11 protein-coding genes are annotated in these 18,898 nt (G+C 58.2%); 5 read left to right on the plus strand and 6 right to left on the minus strand.

What is annotated here, in order from left to right; all coding sequences use genetic code 11:
- Positions 1 to 39 precede the first annotated feature (39 nt).
- The 4 genes from Enr13x_RS28360 to Enr13x_RS28370 all read left to right on the plus strand — a co-directional run bounded on the left by Enr13x_RS28360 (position 40) and on the right by Enr13x_RS28370 (position 5,911).
- Positions 40 to 3,831 (plus strand): serine hydrolase, encoded by a 3,792-nt coding sequence (locus tag Enr13x_RS28360; RefSeq protein ID WP_197455411.1) that lies wholly within the window; start codon positions 40 to 42, stop codon positions 3,829 to 3,831.
- The gene (locus Enr13x_RS38325) at positions 3,828 to 3,965 is read left to right on the plus strand and encodes a hypothetical protein (RefSeq protein ID WP_197455412.1); all 138 of its coding nucleotides are present in this window, start codon (positions 3,828 to 3,830) and stop codon (positions 3,963 to 3,965) included. Before Enr13x_RS28360 ends, Enr13x_RS38325 begins: the two co-directional genes overlap by 4 nt.
- A gap of 508 nt (positions 3,966 to 4,473) precedes the next feature.
- On the plus strand, positions 4,474 to 4,659 hold the full coding sequence (locus Enr13x_RS28365) for a hypothetical protein (RefSeq protein WP_145390233.1): 186 nt from the start codon (positions 4,474 to 4,476) through the stop codon (positions 4,657 to 4,659).
- Between the two features lies 1 nt (position 4,660).
- On the plus strand, positions 4,661 to 5,911 hold the full coding sequence (locus Enr13x_RS28370; protein ID WP_145390234.1) for a dienelactone hydrolase family protein: 1,251 nt from the start codon (positions 4,661 to 4,663) through the stop codon (positions 5,909 to 5,911).
- A gap of 583 nt (positions 5,912 to 6,494) precedes the next feature.
- Here Enr13x_RS28370 and Enr13x_RS28375 read toward each other — a convergent pair.
- The 4 genes from Enr13x_RS28375 to Enr13x_RS28390 all read right to left on the minus strand — a co-directional run bounded on the left by Enr13x_RS28375 (position 6,495) and on the right by Enr13x_RS28390 (position 8,642).
- Positions 6,495 to 6,824, minus strand: a complete 330-nt coding sequence (locus Enr13x_RS28375; RefSeq protein ID WP_145390235.1) for a hypothetical protein — start codon at positions 6,822 to 6,824, stop codon at positions 6,495 to 6,497.
- 2 nt (positions 6,825 to 6,826) lie between these two features.
- Positions 6,827 to 7,264 carry an ankyrin repeat domain-containing protein gene (locus tag Enr13x_RS28380; RefSeq protein ID WP_197455413.1) on the minus strand — a complete coding sequence of 146 codons (438 nt, stop codon included), beginning with the start codon at positions 7,262 to 7,264 and terminating at the stop codon, positions 6,827 to 6,829.
- 223 nt (positions 7,265 to 7,487) lie between these two features.
- Positions 7,488 to 8,015, minus strand: a complete 528-nt coding sequence (locus Enr13x_RS28385) for an ankyrin repeat domain-containing protein (protein WP_145390237.1) — start codon at positions 8,013 to 8,015, stop codon at positions 7,488 to 7,490.
- A 156-nt stretch (positions 8,016 to 8,171) separates the two neighbouring features.
- Positions 8,172 to 8,642 (minus strand): hypothetical protein, encoded by a 471-nt coding sequence (locus Enr13x_RS28390; RefSeq protein WP_145390238.1) that lies wholly within the window; start codon positions 8,640 to 8,642, stop codon positions 8,172 to 8,174.
- 570 nt (positions 8,643 to 9,212) lie between these two features.
- Here Enr13x_RS28390 and Enr13x_RS28395 point away from each other — a divergent pair.
- Positions 9,213 to 10,385 carry an alpha/beta hydrolase fold domain-containing protein gene (locus Enr13x_RS28395; RefSeq protein ID WP_231743832.1) on the plus strand — a complete coding sequence of 391 codons (1,173 nt, stop codon included), beginning with the start codon at positions 9,213 to 9,215 and terminating at the stop codon, positions 10,383 to 10,385.
- A 53-nt stretch (positions 10,386 to 10,438) separates the two neighbouring features.
- On the opposite strand, the gene Enr13x_RS28400 is transcribed toward Enr13x_RS28395, so the two are convergent.
- Positions 10,439 to 17,617 carry a hypothetical protein gene (locus Enr13x_RS28400; RefSeq protein ID WP_145390239.1) on the minus strand — a complete coding sequence of 2,393 codons (7,179 nt, stop codon included), beginning with the start codon at positions 17,615 to 17,617 and terminating at the stop codon, positions 10,439 to 10,441.
- A complete protein-coding gene (locus Enr13x_RS28405) occupies positions 17,618 to 18,802 on the minus strand; it encodes a hypothetical protein (protein ID WP_145390240.1) in 1,185 nt (394 codons plus the stop codon). It lies immediately after the preceding gene.
- Between the last annotated feature and the right edge of the window lie 96 nt (positions 18,803 to 18,898).

Raw genomic sequence — 18,898 nt, forward strand, 5'->3', positions numbered from 1 at the left:
AAAGCGAATGTCGATGTTCGACTGGGGAAGGGCAAAAGGGTGGGACGAACCAATATGGTAGCCCATGGCGAGCTTGCCAACCATCGACCGGCGTCGGAGTCGCTGGCCGGCCAAGCCATCGCGCCGCATGTTTCGACCGAATCGTTCCCGGTTCGCACCGCGCTTGCTGGAATGCTGTCACCTCCGACGGTCGATCTCTGCCGCTGCCACGACGACCCGGCACCGGAACATCGCAACCGAAAAAATGCCCAAGCGTCGCACCGCTCCTTCGCTGTGCCGGCTGTCGATTACAATTTCAATCAAAACAAAAATCCCACGCGCCGCTGGCGTAACCCCGATCCGATCCAGGCCCGCTGCAACATGTTTGTGAGATCGCAAATCCGACGACGTTGGTTCGATGCCCCCGACACGATCTCTGCACACAAGCCTGCCGGTGCAAAAGTGGTGATGTGGTTGTCGCTAGCGATGGTTGTTTTCTTTTTCCATGCACCTCTCAGCGCTCAACAGGCCCGGTCGACGACGTTAACGCAGATCGATCACATCGTCCAGCGTTTGATGCAGGACCAAGGGGTTGCCGGGATGTCGATCGCAGTGGCTCAGGATCATGAATTGATTTACGCCAAGGGGTTCGGGCTGGCGGACGTGGAACACTCCGTTCCGGCCACCGAGACGACGCGGTACCGAACCGCATCGATCGCTAAACCGATGACCGCCGCAGTCGTCCTGTCGTTGATGGAAAACGGTCGGCTCACGCTCGATGAACCGGTACAGACCTACGTGCCGGACTATCCCGAAAAACGTTGGCAAGTCACCACGCGTCAATTGCTCGGTCATCTGGGTGGCGTTCGGCATTACAAATCGTCCGCGGAATCCTCTTCGACCGCACACTTCTTCAGCCTCTCCTCGGCCCTGAAAACCTTCGCCGACGATCCGCTGATTCATGAACCGGGCTCGAAATACAGATACTCGTCCTTCGGTTACAACCTGCTCGGCTCCGTCGCCGAGGGTGCCGGCGAAGCGGAATTCATGGCGTTGCTACACGAAAAAGTGCTTCAGCCCGCCGAGATGACTCAGACGGTGGCCGACGATACGTTCGCCATCATCCCCAATCGCGCCCGCGGCTACATCCGAGCCACCAAGTCGCTACTGACCACGCTGCCAGACGACCATCGACTGGTTGAAGGGGAACTGTACAACGCGACGTTGCACGACACGAGCATGAAAATCCCCGGCGGCGGACTGCTCTCGACCGCGCCTGACTTGGTCCGTTTTGCGTTGGCCCTGAACCAAGGAAAACTGCTCAATTCAGACACCCGCGATCTGATGTGGACCCGCCAGAAAACGACCGACGGCAAAACGACGAACTACGGACTGGGTTGGAGCGTGGGTCGCAAGTCGGGACGAAAAGCGGTTTGGCACGGTGGCGCCCAATCCGGCACCTCAACCTTCTTGCTGCTGTATCCAGATACCGGCACGTGCGTCGCCATCATGAGCAACCTGCAGCGGCTGAGCCTGATGCAAACCGCAGTGGCGATTGCTGATCTCGTCGATCCGCCGAAGTACGACTACCAACCGGCAATCAAAAAGTTGCGGGCCGCCGTTCGTGCTGAAGTCGAACAAAAGGAATTGCCTGCGTTTTCAATCTCGTTGGTTGATCGTGACCAGATTGTCTGGGCAGACGGATTCGGATTTCAAGATGCCGAAAACGAGACGCCGGCGACCGCTGAAACGGTCTATCGCGTCGGCTCGGTTTCCAAATTGTTCACGGACATCGCGGTGCTGCAACTGGTCGAAGCAGGCAAAATCGATCTCGATGCTCCCGTGCAGACGTATCTGCCCGATTTCAAGCCGAACAATCCGTACGACGTTCCACAGACATTGCGACAGATGATGTCGCATCGTTCCGGTCTTGTCCGCGAATCGCCGGTGGGGAACTACTTCGATCCCGACGAACCGACTCTCGCCGCGACCGTCAAAAGCCTGAACAAGACCTCGCTGGTTTACAAACCCGAAACCAAAACCAAGTATTCCAACGCGGCGCTCGCGGTCGTCGGAGCCGTATTGGAACAACAGATCGACACGTCACACCCGCAACGCGTCCGGCAGACCATTCTTGATCCGCTGGGGATGACGAGCAGCAGTTTTGTGGTCACGCCGGCAATCGACCCCAAGCTGGCCAGCGGCTGGATGCGGACCTACGACGGGCGGCGTTTCCAGGCACCGACGTTTCTGCTGGGAACCGGACCGGCCGGTAACATGTACTCCAACGTCCTGGACCTGTCCAAATTTCTCTCTTGCCTGTTTAACGAAGGCCGCACGCCCGACGGTAAAATCCTGGATCGCCGGTCCCTCAGCATGATGACCACACCGATCGAGGATGAAGACGGGAAACCGCAGGGATTCGGGCTGGGATTTCATATCCGTGATTTGGACGGGGAGACAAAAATTGGACACGGCGGCGCGGTGTACGGATTCTCGACACAGCTAGAATCACTGCCCAAACGCAAGCTCGGTGTTGCCGCCGCGTCCTCACTCGATGGCACCAACGGAATGGTCGGGCGGCTGACCGACTACGCCCTGCGGCTGATGGTCGCCACTCAGGACAGTCGATCGTTGCCCGACTATCCCACAACCGCGCCGATTCCCCCGGCACGCGCGGCCGAACTGATCGGCACCTATCGAGAACGCGACGGCGACCGAATCACCACGATCACTGAAATCAACGGCGACGTCTTCATGCAGCGGGGTTCCTTCCGATACGAATTGCGCGCGTCGGCCGACGACGGTTCCATCGTGACCGACGACGAGATCGGTTTCGGGACAAAAGTCGTTCGAAATGGCTATTCCGAGATTGTGATCGCAGACACGACCTACGAGCGATTGCCCGATGAACCCCCGACCGACATCCCCGATCGATGGCGTGGGCTGATCGGCGAGTATGGCTGGGATCACAACACGCTGTACATCCTGGAGCAACAGGGAAAACTCTACGCATTGATCGAATGGTTCTATTACTACCCGTTGACGGAGGTGAGTGATGACGTTTTTGAATTTCCCGATTACGGACTTTATCACGGTGAATCGCTGAACTTTACACGCGATGCCGACGGCGTTGCCACGCAAGTCAATGCCGCCGAAGTCGTCTTCAAACGACGCGAGGTCGGCACGAATGACGGCGAGACGTTCAAGATTGTGCCCGTGCAACCGATTGACGACTTGCGCGCCGGCGCTTTGGCCGCTTCGCCGCCGCCAGAACCCGGCGACTTTCGCGCAGCGGACCTCATCGAACTGGTGTCGCTCGATTCAACGATCAAGTTAGACATTCGCTACGCGACGACAAACAACTTCACCGGCGCCGTGTTCTACCGCCAACCCAAGGCGTTCATGCAGAAACCTGCAGCCCAGGCCGTGGCTCGCGCCAACGCAAAACTCAAACCGCTAGGGCTCGGGTTGCTCATTCACGATGCCTATCGCCCGTGGCATGTCACCAAGATGTTCTGGGATGCAACGCCCGGCCACCTCAAAGACTTCGTCGCCAATCCCGCCAACGGCTCGCGACACAATCGCGGCTGCGCGGTGGACCTGACACTCTACGACCTGGAAACCGGCAACCCGATTCAAATGGTCGCCGGCTACGACGAGTTCTCACCGCGTTCCTTTCCGCAATACCCCGGCGGAACATCGCGTCAACGCTGGTACCGGCAACTGCTGCGTCGCACAATGGAATCGGAAGGGTTTACCGTTTACGAATATGAATGGTGGCACTTCGATTTCAAAGACTGGAAACGGTACCGCATCGGCAACCGTACGTTTGAAGAATTAACGCAATGAGAATCCCAACCGAGTTCATCGATCCGAGCGACGATCGACTGGGCAACAAGCTCCGCCTGTTCGGCGTCAATGACAACTACCTGGCCTCAAGATATGCGATGGAAATTCTGTCGCTGATTCAACCAGGACGCTAACGATGAGCAAAACGGCCGTCCAGGAAGTACCGAGACTCGAACGTCTTACCGAGCCAGATCGAACCACCCCGGCAGCCAAAAAGGGGAAGGGGGTTTTTAATAAGCATTCGGGCACCGTGTCTTAGTTGTCTTCCGTGACGATGCCCCGAATAAAACCCCCTTCCCCTTTAATTCTCTAAGCAGGTGTGGAAGAGTCAGTCGGCCTGCTTGACAGACTGGGTAAGAGCCGTGGGGAGTTTTGAAGGTAGGAAGATTTTGGGCAAGAAAGATGGATGCTGAAAAAAACGTGACCAGCGGATCAGCTGTCGAAGCTGAGATTTTTCCTACCCATAATTTTCCTACCTCTTCTCACGGACCGTCGGAAGAACAAGTGGCGTAAGCTTCCAGCTTGCGGTGCCAAAATGTGATCGATCCGCCCGGCGAGGCTTGCCATTGGTTGTGGTTCGCAGGACAATCAATCTGCCCCCCGCTCGTTCCCCTACTCAAGCAACCCTTGCAGGGCGTTGCAATGACGATCGACACTAAGAACAAGAGTACGACGTTTCATGGAAAGCATCCGGACAAGTTTCATCTGACGAATCCGCAGTGGCAACCGTTTGTCGAGTCCGTTGTCTGCGACATCCAGGAAGAACTTGGCTTGGTCGACCAGAAGCTGAAAGCACAACTCTACTCTGATCGCTCGATGAGCACTTGAAATGGCCCGGAGATTGAGTCGAGAAGCGGCGAAGCTGGCGACGGCGTTCGCGATGATGCTGCTAGCAGGTGTCATCGTGCAGGTCGCCGTGCCATTGCTGCTGCCATCGGTGACGGTCGCGTTCGTCGACGCCCGAGTTTTCCGATCCTGGTGGGGATTCGGCTTGCGAGAAACTTTTGTCCAGGCCCTATGTGCCAGCGTTCTCCTTGGCGTCTGGTACAACGCGTTTGGTCCTCAACAGACAGATGGGAGCAGACGACAACATGCGCTGATGATGATCGCTGCCTTTTTCTCCGGTGCCGCACTGCTATCCATTCCCGTTTGCCTTGCATTGCGAGTCCCCACGCTGGTGATCTTCGTGTGGGTCGCTCAAACACTGCTCCAACTGATCGTCGGTGGTATGACCACTGTCAAACTGTCCCATACGGTCCGACCATGGCGATGGACCGCCTTTCTCACGGCGACCTCGATGGTCTGCATCGCTGCCGCGTTGGCGGTCGGCTACTACCTTCCGGCCCCGCGTCCTGACGGGACGTTCACGGTCACTGGCCCCAACGGCAGCCCTATCGCGATTGACTATTTCTCTCCACCTGAAAACGCAGACAATGGCACGGCCGTCGTCATTTTTCATGGCGTGGAGGGAGCAACGCCATTGGTCAGAAGGGCAGTTCACTATGTCAATGCGAAAGCGATTAGCGAACGCGGGCATCCGACCTTCTTCGTGCGTTATTTCGATGACTTTGATTACGACAACTTGATGCTGCTGAAGAACGGAAAACTTGATGTGGACGAGATCGAAAGGATCCGCCTTGAGGATTGGAGAAAATGGGTTTCGATCGCCTGCGATGCGATAGAGGAAGTCAAAAAGCGCGATCACGATCGAATCGCGATCATCGGCTATTCACTCGGCTGTTACGTTGCCACCGCAGCCACCGCGGAGCTGTGCGAAAAGGGTTATCCCGACGTCGTGGTGGGAAATTTTGGAGCCGTCTGGCCGGAGGTGCAAACCGGCCCGGGCTTTCCGCCGATTCACTTTTTCCACGGTGAGAAGGACGAAGTCATCCCGATCGCCAATGTGTTCGCGGCGGTCCAGCGGATGCGTGCCTCTGGCGTCCCGAGCGTCGAACTCACAACGATCCCCGGTCAGGGGCATACTCCGGAAGGACCTGCTTCGTATCAACTCCGAATCGACACCGAGAAGATCCTCGGGAAGCTATCTTCGCCGCACGAAGCTTCGCAGGCCGGGCAATGACATCAGTCGCGCAAGGGCAAGCGGCCCCCGTTTTTTAGCCGTAGTAAGATAAAGGGGCCACCGGTAAATGGCACGGGCTTAAATGTTGGTGTGCAGGTTTTAGCCGCCCAATGTCGCTGCGTTGTCGCGACCGGGATGGCAGAAAAATGGCGGGCAGAAAAACGGGAGACTCGGAAAACAGAAGGACAAGAAAATCGGTGGCAAGAAGACGGAACGCCTGCAGCAGTTTCCAATGGCGTTACTCAGTCATACCTGGGCGCCGCACAGCATCTGCACGTTCAGCTCTTTCCAGGACCTATTTTCTTGTCAGCCATTTTCTTGTCGCCCGCTCTCTCCGCAGCCCCCACCCATTTTTCTGCCCCTCGTTTTTCTGCCATCTCAGCAGATTCAAGCCCACCCTCCTCATCTCCGGAAGACGGAGAAAACTTCTAACTTGAAGGGCACGGGCTTAAGTGTTGGCGTGCAGGTTTGAGCCGCCCAATGTCGCTGTGTAGCAGCGACCGGGAATCGCCTAAAGGCTAGACACCAACGAGTCACGTAAAGAGCAAGGGGGTTTTATTTGAGCTTGAACCCGTCCTGCTACCTAGTGCCAGCTTTGAAACACCATCCCCTCCCGGTCTGGAAGCTGTCCAGAGTCGAGAAACTGGAGCATCAAATCACGTGCTTCCTCAAGCGTTCCGAACGATTGCCGTGAACCGCCCAGCGACTCGTCCGGCGTGTCGAAAAGCATTCTACCGTCAAGCTCTCGACGGAACTGAAACGTTTGTCCGTGATCGTTGACCAAACCGAAAAATGATTTTGGAAGAAATGTGAATCGCTCCCAAGTTTCAAGGATCTCTACCTTGTCTCCATCGGCGGGTTCCGCGGGATCGATCAAATACCCGGTACCGACATCGTGGCGAAACCAATGCATGCTCAATCACCTCGCTCTTTTGTTTTTGAGAAGAGATCGAGGACCGCCTTCTTCTCAGGAAACTCGGCTCCGTCAACCAGCTTTCGTGCCGAACCATATTCTCCTGCGTCTGGATCCGCGCCGTACTCCAACAGTACCCTGACAGCCTCAATCGACACGGGCTTTTCTTTCAAGCAGAGCTGCAATGCGGTGACTCCCTGGGCATTGACCGGGTTTGGATCAGCGCCGTTTTGAAGCAGCAGTTCCATGGAGGAGAGATCTTTCTTTCGAGAGGCGAAATGTAGGGGCGTAAACCCTTCTTGATCTTGAGCATCGACGTTCACTCCACTCGCAACCAATAACTCTAACGCTTCGTGAGATGGGGATTCGTAGATCGACACCAAAGAAAGATGCAGCAGGTTCCAATGATCTTCATCCGTGACTGCATTGACATCCTTCATTTTGCGAAGTCCTTCTGACAACTCCTTCAAGTTACCATCCAAGACGTCGTCTAGAATTTGGTCGGGCACCATGCGTTTAGTCCTATAGGCTGAAAAGCGTCGCAAGTCGCGAAGGATTGATCATTGCATAAGTCTTCGGTCCACTTTACCGAACTCGCGAATTGACGAAACCCACTGCAGTGCCGTCGCTCCGCCCAACAGGACCTTGCCCCGATCAGGTCCATCAATCCGGCTTTCGTTTGTCGAACAACTCGATAACCTTTGAATCCTCTAGCGCCGACGCAAGCTTCCTCGCACTGCCCGGCGTGCCAAGATCAGGATCAGCTCCTGCTTGCAGGAATTCCTGGACAGCCTCAACGCTATATCTCCCTGACCCCAGGAGCTTCTGAAGGGGAGTCCGGCCTTCACTGTTGACCGCATTCGGGTCCGCACCGGAGCTCAACAAGATCCCAATGGACGCCTCGTCACACTTTCTTGCCGCATAGTGCAGTGCCGTGTTTCCACTGGCATCGACGGCATTCACATGACAGCCTGAATCGATCAGCAGTGCGATCAGATCTGGGTTCGTAGCCGCATGGGGCAAGAGCAAAGCTTTGTGAAGTAGCGTCCACTTCTCAGTCTTTGTCGTCGTGTTCGCATCGAAACCGCTCGCAAAATAGCCCTGTAGTCTCTCGATGTCACCGGCAGCATTTGTTTGTGACACCTCGTCGAACGACACCATCGCCCCCCCTTTTTTGATCAAACCACGCATGTCTTCCGTTAAGCCATCGACTTCACCGCGACCGTCCCTCAAACAACCTTCCCCGAGTATCCGGGAGCAGCCTCTCAAGTCGCGGAAGAACCCTACTTTCTCGGGCGCCAGCACGCACGGCTCACACGATTACACCGCAACTTTCCTGCTGACGTGCTATTGGTCTATCTCTGTATCAAAATTGGCTAGATCGCTGATGGGTTCGCCTTGTTGCGGGAAATTCAAATCTTGCCAGTTCACCCATCCCTCTTTGGTTCCAACCCAATCGCCATTCGCAAAAACTCGGATTTCTGACTCAATCTCCCCGATTTTGGCAAACAGGCTTGTCGGTTCGAGAGAATAGTCGCCGCCGGTAAACACGGCGACCAATCCCGGCTGATTCGGGCGAAAAACCCTTACCGATATCCCATCAGACTTGGGGGACGACCACGCCAAACGAAACATCTGTCGAGGAATTCTTTTGACAAGGAGAAAGCCATTCTTGCGATCAACGGTCGATGCTTCAATCTCGCCGGTACCAGTCAGCCAATAAGCGTCTTCCGAATTGCGAAGCACGTCAATGAATTGCTCCACCTCTAGCAATTGCACGTTGCCAGATGGAGATTCAGTTCGAAGTTGAATGGTCATGATTAATTTGCTAGAAATGCCAAATGTTCCCACCGCCGTCGAGCACAGCTATCTTATCTCTATCCAAGAACCGCTTGATTGCTGCAATTCCCGGGTGCGATCCTCGTGATGCGCGGGGTAGCCTGCTAATCAAGCGTCGTTGGTGGCGATGAGGTCGCTGACGACCTGCTTGCAAGCTGATTCCACCACACCGCTGCCAATTGGGCAACCACGCGACTTCACGGACGGGTCGTTCATGAAACGACGATGGAAAAATGGGGCCCCCAACTTTTTCGACACGCGGCCGTTGTTTTGGTCTACTTTTGCCTTGCCCAGTTCGCTTTGGGCGAGATCGCCGTGGCTCGGAAGTGAAGTGCATCGACTGCAGGGGAATCCAAGTGTCTCGGAAGCGCACGCATGCGGTCGTGATGCCGTGGCATTTCATGGCCGCCTCCAGCACCACGAACCCATCGGGCCGGAGTTATATTGGGTATCAACCTCTGTTTCTGACTCGGTTTGTCGCTCGACGACGACCTTTACCCATATACTTTCAACGAACTCTCCGGCGTCGCGAGCAGCGACGGGTGACCCATGAATTTACAATCTGTCCTGACCATGATCCTGTGCCTGGGAGTTTTGTTAGCGGATGCCGTTGACGCCCCAGCACAATCACCCCCAGCACAATCACCCCCAGCACAATCACCCCAAGGGCAAACGCCCCAAACTCAAACGCCACGAATTCCGTTTGCCGAAGTGCTGCGTCGCGAAGATGCCAATCGTGATGGAAAGGTGAGCAAGGACGAATTCAAAGGCCCACCGCGGCTGTTTCAGCGTCTCGATCGAAATCGAGATGACGTGCTGACCCGGGAGGATTTTCCAATCGCCAATCGCCCCAATACGAATCGCCGTAATGCCGGTCGGCTGAACACGCCGGACGATGTCACCGTCGAGCGCGACGTCGTTTTCGGCACCGGCGGAGGGCGTGATCTGACGATGCATCTGGTGTTGCCGAAGGAAAAGTCTGAAAAGCCGCTGCCGGTGTACGTCTGGATCCACGGCGGGGGATGGCAGGGCGGCACGAAAGACGGTGGCGTTCGCCAAGTCCTTCCGCTGGTACGCAGCGGGTTCGTCGGAGCCACGATCGAATACCGCTTGACCGGCGAAGCCCCCTTTCCGGCCCAGATCGAAGACTGCAAGTGCGCGATCCGCTATCTGCGCGCCCATGCAGCCAAGTACAACCTCGATGTCGACCGAATCGCCGTGGGCGGCAGCTCCGCCGGCGGGCATCTGGTCGCACTACTGGGCACCTCCGGCGGCGTCAAAGAACTCGAAGGCAACGGGGGCTGGCCGGATCAATCCAGCCGAGTCCACGCGGTCGTGGACCTCTACGGACCGACCGACTTCAAGACCTTTGTCACCACGCCGGGATACGAACGCCATAACGAAGCGGGTTCCCCCGAATCGAAGCTACTCGGCGGCGGCGAAGTGCTGAAAAAACCCGAGGGCATCAAACGAGTCAACCCGATCACCTATGTCGACCAGGACGATCCCCCCTTCCTGATCATCCACGGCAGCGACGACCGCACGGTGCCGCCGAACCAAAGTGAATTGATGCACAAGGCGTTGCAAGCGGCCAAGGTCGACAGCACCCTGCACATCATCGAAGGTGCCGGCCACGGCGGTCCAAAGTTCTCTGAGCCCGAGATCCGTCAAATGCAAGTCGACTTCTTGCTCAAGACGTTCCAGATGGCAAGTCCGGAGTGATTGCAGGATGAAACGCTCGCGAAGGAAGGCAAAATGATTCGGGGCAGAATGGTTCAGCTCCAATTCTCATCGGCAACAAACCCGCGGTAACGACGCAGAATCCGTTCTCGGTGGATGTTGAAAAAGATCATCGCCATCAGCACAAGCACGCCGAAGCCGATCAGGATCACGGCCCGAATGACGCCTCCTTCGCGGTGGAATTGCAACCCGAGCTGGCCCAGAACGTTGATCACCAGAAAGGCGATCCCGATCGAAACGAACGGCCGAATCCGTAGCGAAATCCCCGCCGCGATTCCGATCAGGCTGAGCATCAGGACGACAATAAACTGCGTCAACCCCGCGTCGTCCTGGAAGAACACCTCGAACGTCGAGACCGCCAGGATAGCGCCCGCGGCTGTCGACCGAATTCCACTGAGTGCTCGCGGTTCCAAATCGTTGCGATGCAACTGCGCAAAGATCAACACCGTGACGGCGGCCGGGATCACATAGACCTGAGCCAGCCCCGTCAATTGCTCGGCTTCGGGAATCCAAAGATAGATCGCCAAATTGTACAGGGCTGCGGCAATGTACATCGTCCATCGAGCGTGCGTGCGATGCGAAACCACCAGATAGAACGAACCGGCCGCCAGAGACGTGAATGCGGCCACCCCTTTCTGATCAAGTGGCGTCACCAGCATCAAAACGACGGGCGAAACGAGCGCCATGTGATAGGTCGGATTCAAGAACACACCGGCCCGCGGGTTCTGCGTGCGACCGATCAGGATATTCAGCCCGTACAGCGCAAAGCTGTAACCGACGACGAAAAATGCCGCAATGGTACTGCGTTCAAACGTGATTCCCAGCAGTGAAGTGCACAGGTAAATCAACGACGTGAAGGTCGCGGCGACCGACAAATAGACCAACCACTCCCGTCCCGATTCCCAAGCCATCCACAACCAACTGACCGCGACCAACGCCATTGCGATGGCGAACACGGGCGACGGGGCCAACATCGTCATTGACGCTGCGGTGATCACGACCGCGATCGACGCCATCACGTTGGAAAGCGTGATCATCCACCGGCTGACATCTCGGGTGTAGTCGTCTGCCGAGACATCGGACGTCCCGGCTTTGAAACTCGCATGGCGCCGAAAGACGAACTCGATCGCGACATAACCGAATGCGAATCCGGCGGTTGCCAGTGCGGCAAAGTCGCGTGACAGCATCGGGTCCACGTAAAGCACGACGGTCGCCACCAGACAAGTCGGCCACAAGATCGCCGACGCGATGGTGGCGTAGACGTTGCGCCAACTCACGCCCGTCAACAGGCAACTGATCGACGCGAAAAGTAACGTGACGGACAAGTTCGGAAACTCTGGACGAACGATCCGAAAAATCGGAAACGTGATTGCAACGGCCAAACTGGTCATCCCGATGGCCCAGCCGACCAAAGCGCGAGCCGCAGCCGCCTCTTCGGCCGCTGGCATCGGCATGCGAAGTATCGACAAGACGCGTTTTCCGATGTCACGATGAAATTGAACCGCGATCATCCCCCAAACAAAGCCCATCACCGATAACGCGACATCCGGAGTGACGTCCCAACCGCGTTTCAGGCAGGCCCCGAAGAAGCTGATCACCGTGCTGGCAACCATCAGGTGCAACAACGCCGCATGTGGCCGCAGGTACATGACGTGGAAGAACAGCGCGGCGCACAGTCCGCCGCCCAACAACCAATTCCAGTTGGGGTCGGGTTCCGCCACGCCCGAACGAATCAGCAACAGACTGACCGACTGCACGACCAAACATCCCGACGCGACCACCAACGGCCAGCGATAAAACGAGCGTTCACAGCACGCATCCGAAAGCCCCAACCACACCTGGAAACGCCGTGATCCGAATTGGACCAGGCGAGCCATGACGACCAGTCCGTTCATCGTGATCAAAGCCATCAACATCAACGAGGCTGCCGACCCATCCATCGCTTGATTGGCCAACAACAAGGGGCCGGTGCTTCCCAGCACCACGGCCACGTCCAACCAGATCGCGTTGCGTGATGCCCGGACCGTCAGCAAACTGACCGCCGCAGCCAACGTCAACGTCACCGCAATCGGGCCCAGTGCCAGACGCTGCAACCAAGGCGCCAGACTCGTGATCAGCAGCGGCCCCGTGTCATAGCCGGCCGTACCAACCGCGACCAGGATTGCCGCCAGCGACGCCGCCATCGCAAGTCCCACACCAAAATTGGACAGTGGTCGGGCGAAGGTCAAAATGCCGGCCGCTCGATGTGGTTTCTTCACGCTCTCCATTCGTCCCCATTCCATCGTCAACAAACCGAGTCCCGAGAGGATCACGGCAGTCCATGCCGCGGCGGGACCGATCGACGCCAGGCCGGCGTGGGTGGACGCGACAACCAAGACACACACCGTGACCGCCAGACACGCCAGGTAGACCAGCAGCCGCCCCAGCGAAAACCGGTGCAAGACGTTCATCGAGCGGGCGCCCAACAACAGCGTCAACGTGCCGACGCCGCCGGCCACCAGCATCGGCATCAGCGAAGCGGACGCTGAATCAACCTTCCACGCGTACAGACTGTGAGCAATCGCGATGATCGCCAGCACCGCCGAGGACCGGATCAGCGGGCGCTCGTAAACACGCATCAACGGAAGTTCGGCCGGTCCGTCCGTGTCATCTGCCAAGGCGGCACTGGTGAATCGTTCGACACCATAGCCGACTCCCCAGAAAACGATCGCGATCAGCGACCAAACGACGCCCAGGCCCGGATCCGACTCCGCGACGGCTGGGAACCACGGAAAAACGGCCCCGGCAATCAGAACGGCGGCGATGTAGGTCAACACGGCGCTGTCATAAAGTTTTGCACCGATGGCACAGACCATCGCAGCAGCGATCAGTGTGCCGAAACCCGGCATTGCCCAGCCCGCCCACGATCCATGCCACACGATGTTGGACACGACCATCGTGACGCCGATCTGAGCAAACAGCAGCCCAGCCTGACGCAACGGATTGAACCACAGCGATGGCCACGAATCACCGCGAAGCGGCAACGGAGGTGAAAGCCATGCGGTGGGCAACAACCCATGCCTCGGAGAGGACAATTGTGGGGGACGATCCACGGGAAGGTTGCCCCAGGCAATCGCCATCCATATCAATCCGAGCAATCCACAGGACGTGGCGATCATGGCTGCGACCGGCCCCCAACCATCTGGGAACGTCGTGGTCAGCTGCGTGACCGTCCACCCCAATGATGCCAGACAGAGATAGCTACCAACCTGACTTCGATACGTAGCTCCTGACAAGGCAAAGAACACTGCCAGGATGCCGCAAGCGATCGCCAGCGGAGGCGCGAAGTTTTCATCGATCAGACCTAGCATCATCGTCACCGTCAGGACGCAAACTCCGACCAACGCGATGACGTGTTGCAGGACACCACTGTAAAGCTCTCGAGATTCGCGACTGCGTGATGTTTCGGCGTCGGTGTCGATCGGAACCGGTCGTTGCGCGGCGATCATCGTTGCCACACACCATCCCAAGAGCGACAAACCGGCTGCAATGGCGAGGTGCCAGGCGAGGGCCATCGAATCAGAGAACGTCGCAAATGTGTACAAGTGCGTTGTCAAGTGAACGCCCGCACCGAACGCAAGAACGGACGCCGCATAAAGCAATCGGCGTTCGGTCAAATCGGATCGCAATCCAGCGTTGGATCTGCCCGATGGACTGGCAACGTGATCCAGACCCGCGAGCATGCCGAAGCCGTAAGTAAAAGTGGCGATCAACCAAACCAACGACGCCAGGAAGACGGGCAGCACGACCATCCAAATCGGTGTTTGCCCCCAAAGCGTCGCCAGCGGCACCAGCGCGGCCGCGGCCACGATCGTCGAGGTGTGGGCCAGCGGCTGGGCCCACAACGTTCGGTCGCGCGAAACAAAGGGTAGCGGCGGACGCTCCCAGCACGAGTTGAATCGCCACGCCATGCCGACGCCCTGCGTCTCGTCTTCTTCGACCGCGCCGGTTTGACCCGAAGGAACCATGGACCACGACGCGATGCCAAAGACAGTCGCCGTCAACGCCACCGCAAGCGTTTGGTCGGCCCAGTGTTGGGCCCAGTGTTCGGACGGACCGACCCACATGGCGACTCCGGCCAGTACCGCGATCAAGATCGAAATCAACGCCGCATACGATTGCAAACGTGACAGGTAGACGATACCGGAAACTGCAAATGCGGTTGCCAGGACCGACGCCGTCAAAAGCTGGACGGACGCCGAAGCCGCAAACGATCCCGAATCGAGAAAGCACTTGCCGGCCAAACCGGTCAAGCAAAACGCGGCCACCAGCAACGCCAGATGCTGCAGGATCCCGCAGTAAAACTCCCGATTGGCACTCAGCACCGACTGAAGTGGTTCGTCGACGCGTGAGAGCCGCCGGTTGATTGCCCAGGTCAACGCACTCGCGATCAAGCAACTCGTCAATGCAGTGATGGCCCCGACCAAAATGTGAACGCCACTGACATCCACATCGAACCAGCCTGCGTTCAACCCCACTTGGGCTGCCGAATGAATCGCCGCAATGGCCATGGTGACGCTGGCGATGTAGATGGCCCCAACGCGACAAGCACGGGTGCTCAACAGATACGTGACGCTTGCCAGGGCGAACGTCAGCGGCGCTGGCCGGATCCACAGATGACTCAACGACCATGTCGCATCGCTGTACATCGACGCCAGCACGGCCATCGGACTGCACACCAACGCATAGGTGGCCAAGGGGCGGATCCACAGTTCCAACCCGCCCGCCGGCAGCGCCTCGATGGCGGCCAGCCACGACGTCGACGGCTGCTTCGATCGCCCCGCATCCGATCGCCCCGCATCCGATCGCCGCCGGCCCCCAAAGCAAGAAACCAGGGCGGCGAGAAGACTGAGACCGGCGAGGAGGGTCGACGGCTCGGGTGCGAACCACGCCGCCGCTTCCATCCCGCTGAACACCGCCAGCGTCAGGGCGGTCAACGAGCAGTAGGTTGCCAACTGAGTCCGGTAGACCGATGCCGCCCGTGCAAACAGAATCGCCACCAACGAAGCCGACACCATCGTCCACCACGGCATCTCAGTCTGCAGCCAGATGGCCCAGTTTCCCGCCAGGGGGACCAGCGCGACGAGCGCCGTGACATGAAACAGCCAACCGCTGTAATACGCCCGATCGGCGACAACCGACGGCTCCTTCTCCTCCGCACAACGCCGCAGCCGTGCCGTGCACCACCACGCATAACCGCCGGCGATCAGCCATCCGAGCAACGAGACCGCTGAGAGAATCGTCAGCTGACCGGCCACGGTTTCATCGACCGGCCAACCTGTGAACCACTGTCCCTGGGCAACCGCACCGACAACGAAGTACGTGGCCAGAATGCCCGTGATGTACAGCCAAGGCTGGCGGTAATTGCGTGTCAGCAACAACAGCACCGACGCCGCGATCGCGGCCCCCAACAACACACCGACGGAAAAATCAGCGTGCATCACATGCACGATCGAAATCGCCAGCCCCAGTAACGCCAACGGAATCCCACCCAGCGAAAGGGGACGCGACAGCAGTCCTGGCAATTCATCAGCCAGGGGCAGATCGATTCGATCGAACCAACGGACTCGATCATCCACCCTGAAGCGGCCATCTCGTGTAAACCGGTGATCGATCCACGTGGCGGCAATCGCGGCCAACAGCCCCAGGCCCGCACTCCATACCGGAATCAAGGTGATCGCGGCGATCATCAGAAAATAGATCGGCAATTGCGATCGATACTGCACCGCGCACGCGATGCAGCCCAACATCGATCCCGCCAAGGCGATCGCGTCCAGCACTCCGACGGCGTGAAAGTGGTACGGATCAGCGCCGATGATGTGGCGTGAAAACACCAAGCCGATGACCAGCACCGACGCGACCATCGAAACATCGGCCAGCGGCGTCCTCCAACAGCGTATGAGTCCACGTCGCTCACCCACCCAGGCCAGCAGTCCGGCGAACGAACCGATACCCGCCAGCACGACCGTCGCGACGGGGCCGCCGGCAGGGGCGACGCCAAAGAACGCGGCAAGCCCCGCAAGGCCGCCGGCCAGATAGACCAGCGAAGGTTGCCGTCTGACAAACGCTGTCAGCGAAAAGAAAACGCCGTACACGGCAAACGTGACACCCAGCCAATTCGGACCGACATCCGGGGTGTAGAAATGCGTCCAAAAGGTGACACCGAACAGCGCCGCCGCTAACCCCCATTGAACGATCCGAAATGGCGTGGCAAATCGCAGTGCTTCGATCGATGCCATCGATGATCGCTCACCCGCAACGATCCGCCATTGGTCGGCGTCCCGCTTTCGCTGATCCCAATGGCTGAAGTAGTGGTCCAGCAACGTGATCCCGGCAAACAACGGCAACGATGCCAGACCCCAGCTTTCCGGCCCGAACGCTTGCAGCACCCACTGAGTGACCAGCACATGGTATTCGGCAATGATCGCCAGCAGCAACAAAAACAACGGCGGGATCGATTCGTAACGCCAAACCAGCCAACCATATAAACCGATCGCGATCAACAACGCCTCCGCCGAACTCACGCTCTGAATCCACGGTGAATCCACCGCCAGGGAACTCAGTCGATGCAACGCGTCGGCAACAAACGGAACCGTGGAAACCAAAACGCCCAAAAAGGAAATCGCATAACCGACGAACGTGAATCGGCTGAAGCGCCGGCGTTCATCACGCAACGATTTCAATCGGTTGTCCGTGTCGAACAGCATCACGGCCAGCAACACGAGCAGCGGTCCATAATGCGCCGCCGTGATCGAGCCGTGTCCGTGGCCCGCCCAGGACGGTGTGCCGCCGACCGCAACGTGCAGAAACGTCAGCGTCACCACCGTCGCGTAGGCCAGCGTGCCGAAAATGAAGAACGTCGTGGTCCGTCGCCGCAGAAAGACGCGTTTGATGAAGTCGCGATTGAATCGGTAGACCCCGTAACCCAGAATCGCCATCGCCAGATATTGAGCCATCGCCAATCCGATCGCTCCCGCCATCGGATTCGACGAAGCGAGTAGGCGCAAACCCGGTGCGAGCAACATCACACAACAGATGCCGATCAAGACCCGTGAGTAAGTCCGATAGAACGGCCGGGCGAACAAACCCGATGTGATCATCGAGACGCCATAAAAGGCCGCTGCGGAGACGACACCGAACACGAGCCCGATAGCGATAGCCAGTGGATTCATCATTTACCTCATGCCGGCTTGGATGATGACGTCGCCGGTCGCACCGGGCACCAACGTCGTTAACACCGCGGCCGCGAACACCAAAGGGATCAACAGCGCAACGATCACCAGAAGCACGTTGCTGGAACTTTCCAGTTGCGGGTACTTCAACCGCATGAAATACGCCATCGCGAAAAACACGCCGGTCGTCGTGGCCAGGGACAGGTACACCAGCGAGTGCATCAGAACCCGGTTCTGCTCGATGTTGCCCCAGAACGAAACGATCAAGACGACAAAACCGGCGATCACCAGAAACGCACCGACGAACCAGCCGACGTTGTCCAACAGAAACGGCTTGAGCACCGTGGACCATTGCGATGCCGAATCGATCAATCGCTGCGTCGCACTGGGGATCTCTTCTTCCTCGACGTCAAAACTTCGCCGCACCGTTGCACCGGCCGACGTCGGCGCTGACGGTGTCAGTGACGGACTCACTCCAGGCACCGCAGCATGCTCGTCAGCGTGTTCGTCAGCGGGCACAACCAGCTGCGGTACAACCGGCTGATCGGGCGCGACCGGCTGGGGCGCGACCGGCTCCTCTTCGACAGCAGGGAGCGCCTCGGTCGCCTTGGTTTCCCGCTCGCGGGCTGTCGATTGAAGCCCGCATGCGTTAGCAAGGGGCGACGAGCCGCTCCTCCCTAACGCGCCGGGCTGGCATGAACGCGTTGATTTCGGAATATCGACTTCACGTTCGGCCCGCTCTTGAACGTCCCGGGCTTGAATCTCCTGCGTCAGGGATTCGATCGGAAAGACGCCGGGATGTTTTTGATCGAATGCGCGTAGGGTCTCGACGGCTTGTTGGTAGCGTCCGGCGTGCGCCGCAACGCGTGCGCCGCGAATCAGATTGTCAATCGAGCGAGCCTTTGATCGCTCTGCTTGGCGATGTTCAATCTGATCGACCTGCGTTTGATAGAACGCCTTGACCGCCTCGGTCTGATCCCGCGGCACTTCGCGTGACTGTTCGAGTTGCTCCAGGTCGTCCAAGACGCGCCCGTAGAGTTGCTTCCTCTCGGACTGTTTCGCAATGATGTCACCCGGCGTCGGCTCGCTAGCCGGATGCGGCAGGGGAGCCCGGCAGCGTTCGCACCAGAACCGAAAGCCGGAGTTCCGATGGCTGCAGTGGGGGCAAGCGAGGTCGGCAGCATTCATGAAAGGATCGGCTCACGTTAGGATCATGCGACCGGTTGAATCAAACCTGTTAGCGGAACGGCGCGAGCGGGCTGTCCGGTGCCGCAAGACCGGAGG

This window comes from Stieleria neptunia (assembly GCF_007754155.1).
In the GTDB taxonomy this organism is placed as follows: Bacteria; Planctomycetota; Planctomycetia; order Pirellulales; family Pirellulaceae; genus Stieleria; species Stieleria neptunia.

Coding starts and splice junctions, on each gene's coding strand:
- Enr13x_RS38325 (WP_197455412.1), top strand. CDS start 3,828: ATGAGAATCCCAACCGAGTTCATCGATCCGAGCGACGATCGACTGGGC.
- Enr13x_RS28365 (WP_145390233.1), top strand. CDS start 4,474: ATGACGATCGACACTAAGAACAAGAGTACGACGTTTCATGGAAAGCAT.
- Enr13x_RS28370 (WP_145390234.1), top strand. CDS start 4,661: ATGGCCCGGAGATTGAGTCGAGAAGCGGCGAAGCTGGCGACGGCGTTC.
- Enr13x_RS28375 (WP_145390235.1), bottom strand. CDS start 6,824: ATGCATTGGTTTCGCCACGATGTCGGTACCGGGTATTTGATCGATCCC.
- Enr13x_RS28380 (WP_197455413.1), bottom strand. CDS start 7,264: ATGAAGGATGTCAATGCAGTCACGGATGAAGATCATTGGAACCTGCTG.
- Enr13x_RS28385 (WP_145390237.1), bottom strand. CDS start 8,015: ATGCGTGGTTTGATCAAAAAAGGGGGGGCGATGGTGTCGTTCGACGAG.
- Enr13x_RS28390 (WP_145390238.1), bottom strand. CDS start 8,642: ATGACCATTCAACTTCGAACTGAATCTCCATCTGGCAACGTGCAATTG.
- Enr13x_RS28395 (WP_231743832.1), top strand. CDS start 9,213: ATGAATTTACAATCTGTCCTGACCATGATCCTGTGCCTGGGAGTTTTG.
- Enr13x_RS28400 (WP_145390239.1), bottom strand. CDS start 17,617: ATGATGAATCCACTGGCTATCGCTATCGGGCTCGTGTTCGGTGTCGTC.
- Enr13x_RS28405 (WP_145390240.1), bottom strand. CDS start 18,802: ATGAATGCTGCCGACCTCGCTTGCCCCCACTGCAGCCATCGGAACTCC.